This window comes from Pseudomonas fluorescens group sp. PF-1, assembly GCF_054481335.1.
Genome location: NZ_JBTMNG010000002.1, coordinates 1,781,007 through 1,794,688, shown reverse-complemented (window position 1 = coordinate 1,794,688; position 13,682 = coordinate 1,781,007). Strand labels below are relative to the sequence as shown.

Annotated in this window: 15 protein-coding genes and 2 pseudogenes; 8 read left to right on the top strand and 9 right to left on the bottom strand. The window is 50.7% G+C overall.

The annotated features are described in order from the left end of the window. The first annotated feature begins 154 nt into the window (after window positions 1-154). On the top strand, window positions 155-577 hold the full coding sequence (locus tag ACX3YD_RS22985) for a PA3611 family quorum-sensing-regulated virulence factor (RefSeq protein WP_103403584.1): 423 nt from the start codon (window positions 155-157) through the stop codon (window positions 575-577). Here ACX3YD_RS22985 and ACX3YD_RS22980 read toward each other — a convergent pair whose 3' ends face one another. Then, window positions 578-778 carry a hypothetical protein gene (locus ACX3YD_RS22980; RefSeq protein WP_458961123.1) on the bottom strand — a complete coding sequence of 67 codons (201 nt, stop codon included), beginning with the start codon at window positions 776-778 and terminating at the stop codon, window positions 578-580. 484 nt (window positions 779-1,262) lie between these two features. On the opposite strand from ACX3YD_RS22980, the gene ACX3YD_RS22975 reads away from it, so the two are divergent. Beyond that, window positions 1,263-2,381 carry an LOG family protein gene (locus ACX3YD_RS22975; protein ID WP_458961122.1) on the top strand — a complete coding sequence of 373 codons (1,119 nt, stop codon included), beginning with the start codon at window positions 1,263-1,265 and terminating at the stop codon, window positions 2,379-2,381. A gap of 43 nt (window positions 2,382-2,424) precedes the next feature. On the opposite strand, the gene recX is transcribed toward ACX3YD_RS22975, so the two are convergent. Next, window positions 2,425-2,892 (bottom strand): recombination regulator RecX, encoded by a 468-nt coding sequence (gene recX / locus ACX3YD_RS22970; protein ID WP_090467460.1) that lies wholly within the window; start codon window positions 2,890-2,892, stop codon window positions 2,425-2,427. 9 nt (window positions 2,893-2,901) lie between these two features. After that, window positions 2,902-3,462: pseudogene (locus tag ACX3YD_RS22965) on the bottom strand (recombinase RecA family protein); the annotation flags it as partial. Between the two features lie 145 nt (window positions 3,463-3,607). Here ACX3YD_RS22965 and ACX3YD_RS22960 point away from each other — a divergent pair. From ACX3YD_RS22960 to ACX3YD_RS22935, 6 genes and pseudogenes are all read left to right on the top strand, one after another. Continuing rightward, window positions 3,608-5,362 (top strand): hypothetical protein, encoded by a 1,755-nt coding sequence (locus ACX3YD_RS22960; protein WP_458961121.1) that lies wholly within the window; start codon window positions 3,608-3,610, stop codon window positions 5,360-5,362. Then, window positions 5,349-7,205, top strand: coding sequence for a hypothetical protein (locus tag ACX3YD_RS22955; protein WP_458961120.1), 1,857 nt, complete (start codon window positions 5,349-5,351; stop codon window positions 7,203-7,205). The genes ACX3YD_RS22960 and ACX3YD_RS22955 overlap by 14 nt, the downstream gene beginning before the upstream one ends. Before the next feature lies 1 nt (window position 7,206). Beyond that, window positions 7,207-7,746: a hypothetical protein gene (locus tag ACX3YD_RS22950; protein WP_458961119.1), complete on the top strand. Its 540-nt coding sequence runs from the start codon at window positions 7,207-7,209 to the stop codon at window positions 7,744-7,746. Beyond that, complete coding sequence (locus ACX3YD_RS22945; protein WP_458961118.1) at window positions 7,743-9,035, top strand: hypothetical protein; 1,293 nt, start codon at window positions 7,743-7,745, stop codon at window positions 9,033-9,035. Before ACX3YD_RS22950 ends, ACX3YD_RS22945 begins: the two co-directional genes overlap by 4 nt. Before the next feature lie 138 nt (window positions 9,036-9,173). Beyond that, window positions 9,174-9,751, top strand: a pseudogene (locus ACX3YD_RS22940) (IS630 family transposase); the annotation flags it as partial. Between the two features lie 678 nt (window positions 9,752-10,429). Further along, window positions 10,430-10,792, top strand: coding sequence for an antitoxin Xre/MbcA/ParS toxin-binding domain-containing protein (locus tag ACX3YD_RS22935; protein ID WP_458961117.1), 363 nt, complete (start codon window positions 10,430-10,432; stop codon window positions 10,790-10,792). A gap of 404 nt (window positions 10,793-11,196) precedes the next feature. Here ACX3YD_RS22935 and ACX3YD_RS22930 read toward each other — a convergent pair whose 3' ends face one another. From ACX3YD_RS22930 to ACX3YD_RS22905, 6 genes are all read right to left on the bottom strand, one after another. Next, window positions 11,197-11,646 (bottom strand): antitoxin Xre/MbcA/ParS toxin-binding domain-containing protein, encoded by a 450-nt coding sequence (locus ACX3YD_RS22930; protein WP_458961116.1) that lies wholly within the window; start codon window positions 11,644-11,646, stop codon window positions 11,197-11,199. Between the two features lie 110 nt (window positions 11,647-11,756). Next, window positions 11,757-12,017, bottom strand: coding sequence for a hypothetical protein (locus ACX3YD_RS22925; RefSeq protein WP_458961115.1), 261 nt, complete (start codon window positions 12,015-12,017; stop codon window positions 11,757-11,759). A 53-nt stretch (window positions 12,018-12,070) separates the two neighbouring features. Further along, the gene (locus ACX3YD_RS22920; protein ID WP_223414687.1) at window positions 12,071-12,289 is read right to left on the bottom strand and encodes a hypothetical protein; all 219 of its coding nucleotides are present in this window, start codon (window positions 12,287-12,289) and stop codon (window positions 12,071-12,073) included. 120 nt (window positions 12,290-12,409) lie between these two features. Continuing rightward, entirely contained in the window at window positions 12,410-12,721 is a 312-nt protein-coding gene (locus tag ACX3YD_RS22915; RefSeq protein WP_458962078.1) for a copper-binding protein, read from the bottom strand. Window positions 12,722-12,735: 14 nt separating this feature from the next. Continuing rightward, window positions 12,736-13,182, bottom strand: coding sequence for a hypothetical protein (locus ACX3YD_RS22910; protein ID WP_458961114.1), 447 nt, complete (start codon window positions 13,180-13,182; stop codon window positions 12,736-12,738). Between the two features lie 43 nt (window positions 13,183-13,225). Next, the gene (locus tag ACX3YD_RS22905) at window positions 13,226-13,618 is read right to left on the bottom strand and encodes a DUF6957 family protein (protein ID WP_458961113.1); all 393 of its coding nucleotides are present in this window, start codon (window positions 13,616-13,618) and stop codon (window positions 13,226-13,228) included. Window positions 13,619-13,682 lie beyond the last annotated feature (64 nt).

Genomic DNA, 13,682 nt, shown 5'->3' with positions numbered 1-13,682 from the left:
AACAACTCTCGGCAGGGCAATAAAGGCCGACAGTTTAACAGAGCGCCGAGCGCAAACCTGTACCGTCCCGACCACCTCCCCTATAATTCGCCACCACTGAACGCACAGTCATGTGACTGGTCGAAGCACTCAGTCACTGAATCAGGAGAGTTTCATGCTGCGCCTTATCGTTCCCACCGCTGCCATTCTGCTGGCGTCGTCATTCAGCGCCCAGGCTGCATCCTTGAGTGAACAGAATCTGAACAAAGAGCTGCAAAACGTCGCCGCGCAAAGCAGTGTTGGTACTCCGCGAGCAATCAATGAAGACATTCTTGATCAGGGCTATACCGTCGAAGGAACGACATTGATCAACCACCTGAGCGTGCAAAGCAGCCACGCCACCAAGATGCGCGCCGATCCAAAAGCCGTGTATTTCCAACTCGGTGCCTCGGTATGCAACAACCCGTCATACCGCAAGCTGATGGCCAAAGGCGCAACCATGCGTTACGACTTCACCGAAGTGAAGTCCAACCGTTCGGTCGGCTCGGCCAGCTACCGGGAATCGGATTGCCCGAAAGCACCTCAGAAGAAAAAGTAATCAGTGGGACTTGGCGCGCCGCTGTTCATCTTCGGCGCGCAGCTCCGCCAGTAACGCCTGCAGGTAACGAGAGTGCGGCTCTGCTTCCTCAAGCCGTCGACAGCACTCCTCCTCGAGACTCAAATGATGGGTCTCGGCTGACGACTTCAGCAATCGATACAAATTCGTATCGATCTCTATTTCCAGAATGACTCTTGCCATGGCTCCCGCCTCCTTGCTCCTCGCTCTTGTTGAGCGACAAATCCTTAAACCGCTCGTACGGTGCGCCCTGCCCTTGACGCCAAGTTGTTGTGATACACCTGTCATTCAGTTAATCAGAATGCAGCCCCCCGGGCGCGCCTTCAGACGAGTGGTGAAACCACCTTGTAAATCGTCAATAAGCGGTTGCCAGGAAAGACTTTGCGGCGCAATGATCAAAACAGCGCAAATCATCGCGAGGGTCTAGATTTCAGGTTAGCCACGTTCAATTTTTCAGGGCTGGAAAGGGGCCGTCCGTTACGTACCAAGCTTTGCGAATGTTTCTTTCACCCAAGGAAAAAACAGAGCCTGTATGGATGATCCGCCAACCATTCGGGTCAAGTGGGTCGCCCAGGCATGGGTCTGGGCAGACAGCGACACACGAGGTGTCGTGGCATTGACGAATTCGTTGTCGATGTCGAGGGCTCTGTGCAGAAGGAGAAGTTGAATGCCTTACCAACCGAATGACCTCTTGAGCCGTCATTTTGAAGAAAACGGCCACGACCTCATCAGCAAGGTCGAAGAACAACTCAACCTGGTTTCACCCAACAGCCCGAACATCCCGATCTATCGCGACATGATCCTGACCGTGCTGCGCATGGCCCAGGAAGACCACAACCGCTGGAATGCCAAGATCACCCTTCAAACCCTGCGCGAACTGGAGCAGGCCTTCCGAGTACTGGAGCAGTTCAAGGGACGGCGTAAAGTCACGGTTTTCGGTTCGGCTCGCACCCCTGTTGAACATCCGCTGTACGGAATGGCCCGTGAACTCGGCGCCGCTCTGGCCCGCTCAGACCTGATGGTTATCACTGGCGCCGGTGGCGGTATCATGGCCGCGGCCCATGAAGGGGCTGGCCTCACGCACAGCCTGGGCTTCAACATCACCCTGCCCTTCGAACAACACGCCAACCCGACCGTTAGCGGCACTACCAATCTGCTACCCTTCCACTTTTTCTTCACGCGCAAACTGTTCTTTGTCAAGGAAGCCGACGCTCTGGTGCTATGCCCCGGTGGCTTCGGCACGCTGGATGAAGCACTGGAAGTACTGACACTGATCCAGACCGGAAAAACGCCATTGGTACCGGTCGTATTGCTGGATGCCCCGGGCGGCAAATTCTGGCAGGTCGCGTTGGACTTCATTCATCAGCAATTGGTGGAGAACCGCTACATCCTGCCCACCGACATGAAACTGGTGAAATTGGTCTACTGCGTCGATGAAGCGGTGGAGCACATCAACCAGTTCTACAGCAACTTCCACTCCAGCCGCTGGCTCAAGCGTCAATTCCTGATTCGCATGAACCACACACTCAGTGACCCGGCGCTCGAACACATGCAGGTGGCATTTGCCGACCTGTGCCTCAGCGACCACTTCCATCAACATGTCTACGGCGGCGAAGAACACGACGAAGCACAGTTCAGCCACTTGGCGCGATTGGCCTTCAATTTCAACGCCCGTGATCATGGCCGGCTGCGAGAACTGGTGGACTACATCAATCTGCCGGAAAACTGGGCGCAGCCCCAACCTCAGGTGCAACAGCAGACTCGTGAGCCATCAAAGGTTACGTGAGGCATAAAAAACGGCCCGCTATCGAAATAGCGAGCCGTTTTAGTTAATCGTCCATCCCTCGGCCACTGAACAAGCGGCCGATCATTTCCATGGAGAAGCCCCGATACGCCAGGAACCTGCCTTGTTTGGCACGTTCCCGGTTGTCGATCGGTAGATGCCCGGAGAACTTGCGCTGCCAGGTGTCAGCCAACCGCTCTTGCCAGTCTATCCCGCTTTCGCGCAAGGCGAGTTCAATGTCACTGCGCTGCAGGCCCCGCTGGTTTAGCTCTTCACGAATACGCAGAGGGCCATAACCGGAACGGGCACGATAGGCAACGAAGCTTTCAAGGTATCGGGATTCGGACAACAAGCCCTCTTCCGTCAATCGGTCGAGTGCTGTCTCGATCATTTCGGGGAGAGCGCCGCGCTGACGCAGCTTACGCGTCAGCTCGACCCGACCGTGCTCACGACGTGCGAGCAGGTCCATGGCAGTTCGCCGCACCGCGACGAGGGTATCGAGTACGGCAGTCATCGGTTCTTATCAGATGTCAGCGTCAGCCAGGTCATCTTCAGTCTCTTTGACTGGCGAAGCTTTGACGTCCGGCGCTGGCGTCAGCAGTTTGTCGCGCAGTTGTTTTTCAAGGGTCGCTGCAATTTCCGGGTTATCCGCCAGGAACTTGGCCGAGTTGGCTTTGCCCTGACCGATCTTGGTGCCGTTGTAGGCATACCAGGCACCGGATTTTTCAACGAAACCGTGCAGAACACCCAAGTCGATCATCTCGCCATTGAGGTAGATACCTTTGCCATAAAGAATCTGGAACTCGGCCTGACGGAACGGCGAAGCCACCTTGTTCTTCACAACCTTGACGCGGGTCTCGCTACCGACGACTTCATCACCTTCTTTCACCGCGCCAGTACGACGGATATCCAGACGAACCGAAGCGTAGAACTTCAGCGCGTTACCACCGGTGGTGGTTTCCGGGCTGCCGAACATCACGCCGATTTTCATACGGATCTGGTTGATGAAGATCACCAGGCAGTTGGCGTTCTTGATGTTACCGGTGATCTTACGCAGCGCCTGGGACATCAGACGGGCTTGCAGGGGAAGCAGTACAGGCATAGGTTCAGATAGATTGGAGCCTACCATCCCGAAACCCTGCATACCCTTGCTGATCATCATCTTCACCCTTGCGGAGGCACCTACACGATCTACACTACCTATCTGAACCGATTTTAGGTAGGGGATGATGAGCAAGCTGCCGAAAAATTTCCTGGATGATATCAGAAGCTGCTGTCCTGACGACATCCTTAACTACATGACCAAGCATCCTCCCAGGCGGAGAGCCAGTCATATCAGTGGTTTCATGCTGCTGGCACACCAACTCGATCCGGAGTGGCATAGGAAGCCAGGCATTATTACAGCTGCATGCCGAAAATTTCTCTCTAAGCGGCGAGAAAAGATCGCAGAGGGCAAACAACAGCCAGTCAAGGAAGTCACTGTCATCTCCGACTATGGTGCAGTTCGACACTACTTAAGCAAGTTACAAAAGGCAAAAAAATTACCTATTAACACGTTTCTCCCACCCGTCCCGAGCTCGTCGGACGTATTCACCGAAAAGGAGTGCAACATCCTGGGCTATTCAAACTTAGCCGACGCACTCCAAGCCCCCTCTCTAGAGGCTGCACTTAACGATATCGCACGACAAATAGAACAGCACAGGCAAGTCATTCTGGCCAAATGCAAAAACATCGTAATTGATGGATATCGCGAATTCTCCAAAACGCAAAAAATGATCCAACAAAGCGATATTACAGCAATTCGAAAAACAAGTGACAATCTAGATCCAAACACAACTATCCGAAGAAGCGGACAAAAAGTAAGTTTCTTCTCGCAGTCGCATCCCAATGGACTCATAAATCTCATCGCTTATATTGCGGAGGAGCAAGGCGGCCTTTACACCAGAAAAGCGTTCCCTGGCGCTCATCATGCTGTCGCCTGGTCAACCAGCAAGATAAAACAACATCTTGGAATTACAGATCATTTTGCAGTCGCCGCAATGTGCATTATCGTCGACGAATTAGGAATAAACGTTACAGACTTATGCAATGCTAAAGTCCAAAAAACTAAATTCGGTGAGTTCATTGCAATTCGTGAAGATGGCGGCGTGACGATCACAACACTCAAACCCCGAGCCAACGCATTAAAAGAGCGTCAAGCTCCCAGAACCATCGCACCCGACGATGCCACAGTAGAAAACCTTGATGCGAACATTGCTCTATGCATGTTGCTTGAAATGAGATCGCTTCATGCCAAAAAATTGAACTCCAATTATCTATTTGTAATGGATAGCTCAAGTAAAACTCGCGCTAGCGAAACCGAAGTGTATCGAATGCTTGACACAAAAAGAAAAGCAGCCTTTAAAGACATTATCAACTCGCTACCCTCTTGGGTGATCGACGCTGAACCTACGATGCCTAAAATTAGGGTATCCAGGGGCTTATTAAAATGGCTTGAAAGTGGAGGTGATGCTATTTCGACTAGCATTTATTTAGGCAACTCGCTTCTCACTGCGTTGAGAAACTACATCCCACCAGAGATCCAAGAGTTCGTGCACAGAAAAAAACTTCGCGACCATCAAAACATTATGCTCTTCGTATCTGATGGCGCGTCCGTCGCTGAAGGCGATAAAACCGGCAATGCTTACGACACCACTAAAGAACAGGTCATTGCCTTGGTAAAAAACATCCAGCGTAATAGCCGCTTAACGGGCTCCCGCGACGCAAACCGGTTAATTTACTTTCTGTGCTCAGCCAAAACAATAGAACTCATTGTTTCGTATGCAAAATATGGGCACGACAAAGACCTGATAGAAACATGCAAATCAATCATAACCAAGATCGAGGATGAGGGCAGCCGGAATATGATTAGGATGCTGGCTGATGCAACTCCACAAAACATGAATTTCGATTTCATTGAGGAAGTCATGAATGAAGAAGCCTAAGATCCATAACTGGGAAGCCACGTCAACATTATCGATTGACCTTCCGGACTGGGTACATCCTCAATCCACCGCATCTGAATGGCTCGTACCTAGGACAGGATTTAAACTCGATCCTACCCAGACACCGACAAGCTCGAAGTACGCAAAAGTAAACTTCAATTACAAGTTTTGCGACAACAGCCAGGCAACAGATGCTATCTGGAATTTGTTGTCATTGGATCTTAAGTCATCTGCTATCGCCTTAATTGAAAGCTCAACTTCCAAAAGACCAAACTCCCTGACTGACTTTATACGCACAGCTTTCGAAATCGTAGATCATGTACTTGAATCCAAATTACGCTCTAGCCCGACTCCGCGCATTATCACCCTCACCGATATTTCCACACACCATATTAAAAGCTTCTTAGAAGCACACGACTTAGCATTTATGGGCATTAACATAACAGCTGTAAATTCCGAACTTGGCTCGACAACTAGGAATCGCCAAAACATCACCTCAAAAATCGCAACCATGGACATCCCATCCATAACTAAAAAAATTTTAATCCAAAAGCTAAAAAACACTAACGCAACCACATACGGACGGGAGTTCAAATCAGCATGCAATCTCGATGAAACCGAACACTCACTTAGCATCTCGACAATTCAAAACAAATGCACAAATTTGTCGTACCTTCACACTATCAAGGAGCATCAGGCTTATAAATTTGAAATCGGCAAGCATGAAATTACTGAAGTTCTAAATAGTGTATCAGAGGGTTTCCTTGAAAAGAATCAGACCCCACTAATGCCGACCAATATTGCATTTCACTACATCAGCCACGCCATAAAATTCCACAGGGACTACGCACCGCTTCTCCGAAAGTACATACAAGACCTAGATAATCACTACACTTCAAACATCCTTTCGACATACGCCGAATCCACAATAAAATCCAATGTACACACTTTCAGGCGACAGACATTTGATGCTGTCCCGATGCCCGTAGAGCTCAAGTCACTCAATATTAAAACCTTTGGAAAGAGCTCATCTGGGAGAGGGCCACTGGAATGCTATGCGGAGTTACGAGACCACATCTCCACAAACGAACTGATCGGCTTCTATGCCATAACAACGCGAATACTGATACACACATTCACCGCTTGCCGATTACTGAGCGCCGCGTTGCTAGACAAGGACTGTCTCACCCTCTCCAAGATGGATGGCCTATGGGATATAAAGTTAAAAACCCCAAAAACCAGCAATAGTAATGAACTGGAGATCATTAAACGCCCGATACCGAAAGTCATTTGGGACTTTATCTACGAATACATTAGTTTCATGGAAAATCGCCATCGCGGCATGACTTCGATTTGGCCCTCGGATGCGCGCAAAGATACGGATCGAAATGAGCAGACCAACCGTAAACTTCTGGATCAGTATTCGGACTGGATTGAAGTTCCGCTGATTGACCAAAATCGCTGGTATGCACGTCCGCATCAGTTCAGGCGCTTTTTTGCGGCCTTCTTCTTCTACCTTGGTGAAGGGACAAACATCGAGCCCCTGCGCTGGATGATGGGCCATATCGAACCCAGCGTTACTCTTTACTACGCCGACATTTCGACACAGCCTGACTGGGAGCGTGAAACGCTTGAGTTCCTCACGGAATTCCTGGAGGGCCATGTGGGGAAAGATGTACTGGTAGATTATGACCTGGTGGAAGATTTGTCAGATTGTTCTCTTCAGGTGAAGCTAGGTGATCACGCGCTGCTAGCTGAACATCTCCGAGAGCTGTCCAGCCACCGCCATATCAAACTGAAAATCTTGAACGACCAGAAAATCTATATCTACGCGAGCAAATAAAATGAGCAGGTATTCCAAAGGTGAGACTTCTCAGGCAAAGCTTCAAGAAAAGCAGGCCAAGACCAAAAGTTTGCTGACCAAAACCTTCCTGCTAAAGGATGCAGTCAAAGATAACCGGAGCATTCCTTCGCTGGATGCACACCGGAGTAAGCGCGGAATTTCTTTTAAGTCGGTGCTTGCCTGGGTCGACCCCGAACTTGACGTTACATCTTGCTCATACAACACTTCACGGGAACCCTATAACGCTGAATACTCTGATCAACTAGCAAACACCTTAGACGCCTATAATAAACAATTCGAATCAAAGGCTGACTCACCTCCAAAACCGCGTCCGACAAAGCGCTCCCAGAGCGAAGAAATTGCGAACCTCAAAGGCCAGATCGAGGGCCTTCAAAACGCGCTAGGTGAGGTTTACCGGGCATACATGCAGCTAACGGCCCGAGTAGATGAGCAAACGCGCCAGGATCTCAGATATCAGCAGGTACTTAAAAGCCATGCCAGGGCACTCAACAAGACTTATCTGACACTGGTGAAGCCATGATCCATGTTGCTAAATCCCCAAATCTCGACTTCCTCTTTAACCATGGCCACATCGCCCCCCCGCCACTACCACTTCTGGTTGATTCGGCGGGAAATTTTTGCTGGGAGCTGAACAGTTATCTGACGAAATTTGGAGGCGGCGCCAACAGTTATGGTGCGCGCCCCTCTTATAAAACAGTTTTCAGTCACGCTGAAACCATTAATGTCTTTCAGATATTTCTTGAGCACAAAGGGAAAACTCTCTTAGAGACTGATGACGAAATCTTGTACGACTTTGTCACGTATCTACAAGACGCCAATCGTGCCAACTCTACCACGATCAAAAGAACTGTAAGACGTGTATTATCCCTCCTAGAACACACTCAATCTGAAAACTCGTTTCACCATCTGATGACATGTGACCCATCGGCTAATGACTACCAGATAAACGCCATCGAACATCATTACAGGCGAAGCAGGCAAAAATCTCTGAGGTATTTATCTCACCCATGTATAGAGGAGTTACAGGAAACTCCAACTCAACCCATAAGCTTCATTCGAAACGTGGAACTGAATGCTTGGCACAAAGCCATCTTCGAATATACATCAAACCAATTCATTATCGACCGCTGGTATGTATTCAGCAGCCTTCTGGAGTTTACTGGCGCTCGACTTGAAGAGGCTATTAACATCCCAGCAAGCTCCATCATCAGAGCCTATGAAGATAACGACTTAGTTAAAGGCATACCTGTACTTAAAGGAAAATACAAAGGCTTCTTCCGCGAGGTTTTAATACCTCGCTCGGAGCTGCAAGAAATTTACAAATTTATAATCACCACCAGGGAAAAACACCCCATAAGCAAAGTCCACGACCGAATACTTGTAAACGAAACGACTGGTCAACCACTAGCACGAAAAACATTTAACTCCTACTATCGAACAGTTACTAAATCATCTAAACATGCAGTTCTACTCAAAGGGGTGTCACATCACAACTTCCGCCACCGCTACTTTACAATTTTAGTAGCAAGAAACATCAACAAACTTAGCAAAATATCTAGAGCAAACATCCTTGATGTAGCGTTATCTATTGCCCGGAAAGACTCTTTCCATGCCTCTAGAGAGACACTATCGACTTATGTCCACCTTACACAAGACCCTGAGATTCTGAGCATTCTAAAATCGTATGAAAACGAAGTTGGGAATGCAGAGTCGAAGCTGGCCGCAATAGCAGAGATAGCAGGATCTCTCGGGAAGGAAATGACCCCAGAAGCGGCACTGGCTGCGATAATCAAAATAATGGAAGTTTGATGAGAGGACTAGCAACGGTAGCATGTCGAGTCGCTTATAGCCTTTAGTACGTATCGGTGCTGGTGTGCTGTTCGCGAAATTAATTTCTCCTTACTTGCTCTACACTTCAAGTGCGATCCCTACCTTGAAGAGTTCCTGGTGAAAGTTCTGGACATTACGCTTGGCCTTGAAGAACTTGCCGAACAGAGCCGTCGCATACGCTCCGCCACCATCAGCCAGCGATGGCTGTCGAGCCCGCGTCATCTTGCTCACGGCGCAAGGATCAACGCGAGAAGAAATCGCACGATTGACTGGTTTCTCTCGTCCTACTGTCACCGATTGGTGCCAGCGTTTTCAAGCGTTTAGATTGGAAGTCCTGCTCGACAAGCCTGGCCAAGGACGCCCCCCCTCTGCCTGCCGACTCGATCCGTCGCGTGCTTGAACAGGTCACCCAACCTCGTATCGGCGAGCCCCGCTGGAGCTGCCAAAGCATGGCCCGTGCCGCTGGCATATCAGCGACTACCGTGCATAAACTGTGGGCGACCAATGACTTGAAACCTCATCTGACACGCACCTTAAAACTGTCGAACGACCTGCAGTTTGACAAGAAATTCGGGGATATCATCGGCTAGTACCTGGCCTAGCCAGATAAGGTGTTGGTGCTCTGCTGCGACGAGAAAAGTCAGGTGCAAACCTTGGAACGCACTCAGCTTGGGCTGCCTCTGGGGATCGAGCACTACGAAGATTACGGTGACATACCGCCAGAGGGGATGGATCTAGAGGAAGTGGAGCTCATCTGGCGGATAGTCGCTTCTCGGATGAGCAAAAAAGAACTCCGAAAAAGGCTGAGAGAGGTCGCAGATGGCTATCGTAATGGGGGTTGCTTCCGGTCGCGGTCGTTACCCTCGGGGCGTCATCAACGTTCTTAAACAGGTACTAAAGTCGCTTGGATTCATGCCCCAGGACAAGGCTGATGGCGTGCTTTATGTTCAGGTTGATATCTGGCATCTGTGCATTTCCAAAGCACTTGGGTGGTGCCCCCCCCGAAGGCACTTCCTAGGAAGCTTCGCGGCATGAAGGTTGAGGCTGAACTGGGGTTGTAGCGGGAATGTGGGGGCGATTTACTCACACCATGGCTCTCGGGTTGGCGGGTTCTCCAGAGCCTGATCGTTTAGCGTCACAGCTCACAAATCCTGTTGTTTGTGCGTGCCCCTTCGGGGAGCGGCTGTCGTGAACCGAGCCATGGCAAAGCCACGTCTCGGCCCTGCGGGCTTCCATCCCGCACGCCTGCGCGCTCCGCTTGCCTTATGAGATTAATCACAGACTGTAACGTACCTTTTGACTTGTAACGTAAGCAGCGTTACACAGCATAGAATTACGTTACAGATCAGTCATCACCGACCATATGGTGCAGCATGGAATCCGCATCGAGCGCAGAAAGCGCTGTACTTGGCACAGCATTTATTCGGGCTGGCGAAGGCCTAGGACTTAATGACGCTGAACTATCAGCTGTTTTGGACATGCAGGTTTCCACGGTGCAGCTTTTACGCCACGGACATGAACTGCTTCAACCTAGCACTGAAGCTTGGCGGCGGGCCTTGCTTTTAGTTGAGATGTATCAGTCATTGCTCGCGGTCGCGGGAAACGAGCTAAATGCAAAAATCTGGCTAAGCAGCGAGAATCGTGGCCTGAGTAGTCGACCTAGAGACCTCATCACATGCCGGACGGGACTCGAGCAAGTTGTCCAATATCTCGCGGCGAATCGCGCACTCATTTAATACGCCCGGTTAAGCCTAGGTGGTCGATGCGGAACGAAAAGCCACTACAGTCCCCCATCAATGGAAATGCGTTCAATCTTTCGACGGCAATGGAGAGCGGTATGAATTTGTTATGGCGATGCATCGAATTCGTTTGGCGTGACAAAAGATCTGGCTCAGAGCAAGCGAGAGATCGCGCTTTCATTGCTGGCCTTAATAAACTGCAGTCGCTTCGCGTGACGCCCAATGGCGGCATGTCGATTGACCCAGACGAGATACGAGAGCAAGTGATAGCGAGTCGACGATCACTCAGCCGATTCGTGCGATGACTATCTGCGATCTTGTTGGCGTACTGAGCCGAGCCGTCGGCTCGAAGGAGCGATAGGATGCCAGGACTGAATTGTGCTCGACTACCGCCTTGTGAACTACACCAGCACTCCCATCTCTAATCGACCTATAAGATCTAAGACCGCATTCGATTCCACTCTCGTTCCTAGCATGTCGAGTGGACGACTCGAACCCAGCGCACGAAGCGGTGTGATCATCCATTTTGATGTAGCGACTGAATCGCTTTCGAACAGCGCAATGGCGTGCTCGTACACAGTTATAAATGAGATAAGGCGGTCACTCTCGGACAGTGTGAGACGCCCCGTCTTCATCCTGCGGCCAAGCATAGACCTCGATATGCCAACTCCCTCACTGAGCAACCTCATCTCGATCTGAACCAGCTTTGCTAGCAGTTCCAGGAACGAAAAAGGTAGTCCTTCACGAATGCGCTCATGAAGCGCAGAGCCCCGGTTAGGTATTCCTAGTTGTGCCCAGATGCCAGCAGGGGAAGGCGCGCCGGATTTGTACTCTTCAATGAACGGCAGCATCAGACAAACGTGGAGCCGTAGGCACCAGCAGGAGCTGTGAACAGCTTTTGCTGATTCAGGCACTCGCGCGCTGAGTAATCTTTGAATGTGTACGCCATGATTTCTACATCCTAAATGCTACGTTCGCTGGGTCGGCTTGCTACCTCGATCAAGCGTGCGGTAGGTACGGCTCGGCGCACGTCTTCGATGGCGCTCTCAATTGCGTGATGTGATGAGGTGCCTTCACGGACAAACTCCAACGCCAGGTAACCGGGCAGTCCGACGCCTACCAACGCATCATCGCAGCCTTCTTCCGCCAAGCGATCCAATACCGCATCCACATCCCTGTCGCCCGCTGGTAATAGATATTTCAGGGTGAAAGTACACTCCATCGCTGGCCTCCGGCTTTGAGCTCTTGTGCCTCCATCATAGTGGGTGAGGATGCCTACAACTGGCGTAGTCGCATGATGGCGTCCGTGATGCCACGGGCATTTGTGTCCAGCGTTTCCATGGCAGCAACCGCGTTGTCGGCGACACTCCCCACTCCATTCTCTGAAAGCCACTTGGTAACTTCTTCTATGGCCGCAGCTAAGGCATGCTGATTGTGCAGGAGCAGTGTGAGGGCGTCCGCTGTAGCTATGTTGGCGTCAGAGTTATTTAGCATGAGTATCGTCCGTGAGTAACCGATGCGAGAAGCCTAGCTGAATTCGCCCTTGGCTGGATCCACCGCTAGATTTCAAACCGGCACGGCAGAGCGCGCCGGTACTTCTTGCTCGTTACGGCCTTATTTTTTAATGGAAACGATTGTGGCTTTTCCACCCTCTTGCCTAAAGGAAAATGATACATGGTCTCCGACCATCAGCCCTGCCAGCTGATTCTCCGTTACGGAAAAAGCCATGGTCATCGGAGGCCATTGCACGGCTGGAACAGCTCCGTGGGAGATGGTCACCGTATGCTTCGTAGTATCTATAGATTTGATCGTTCCCTCGGCATTAGCGACTGGAGCCTGTTTGGTTTTCTGCTCCATTTGCATGCCCTCCATGGTATGGCGCGACCAGGAGTCCGACACGGAATCATCCACGCTGATGCCGTGCAGACGTCTCGTAAATTTCAGGCGTTGCGAATCATGTCCGCGTGGAAAATCGGGTTTAGATTGGTCAGCAAGTCGCTTCTGAACCCAGCTTGGTGAGAGCTGTGGTACTTGGCGCCTGTCTCTACTTCCAGTAGGCAGACGAAGGACTCGTTCTCGTCTTCACCAAGCGTCACTTTGGTCAGTGTCTCCATGCGCCAGCTTTCGGTGCCATTCATGTGGGCGGGAGTGACTACTTGCACCTCTGTGATGATGGTCTCGGCATCCTGCGCTATTAGCATCTGTTGGAGCCGAGGTTCGCTGTCCACCATCAGAGCCGCCTCGGTGATTCGGCCTTGGTGCTTGGTCTGGACTGTGACGTGATACCAGTGAGTACGAAGTAATCTGGATACCTGAACCCATTGGCATTGACCTTCCCCAAACATGCCCGGTAGGCCGAGCATGTCGTCGTCGTGTGTTCTAAACATCGTATGTTCTTGGGTCTCAAGGGGCTCCGTTACGGAGCGCAGGTTAGAAAAAGGAAAAAATGGTTTTCAGGCTCGCAGGTTGTTCATGACCTGGGCCAATCAAGACGTAAGCCGTATTTCTGGTTTCGAACACGACGCCGTCATTGAAACTGGTGCACATGCTTGAACGAACCCAGTCACCTTGCTTAAAACGTCCCTGACTGTCCTCGATCACATTGTGAGCAAATACGATCATTGGGAGCTGGCCGGCTGCATGAACTCTGGCGAGCTCATCAGGCGTGATGTCGATGCGAAAAACTGTCCACTCTTCGACCAGGCAGTACGGCTTGCCAGGAAAGTTTTGGGATACGAAAGCTCGAGCTTCTGAACTGCTAGACAGACCATCACGGGGGGTACGTGGCCCACCTAAAACGTCGGATTCTTCGACGCTAGCCATAGGGTTTCCTTTCAGTAATTTTCATCAAATTGACAATATGACCCTTCTGGCCGCCGCTCACGGG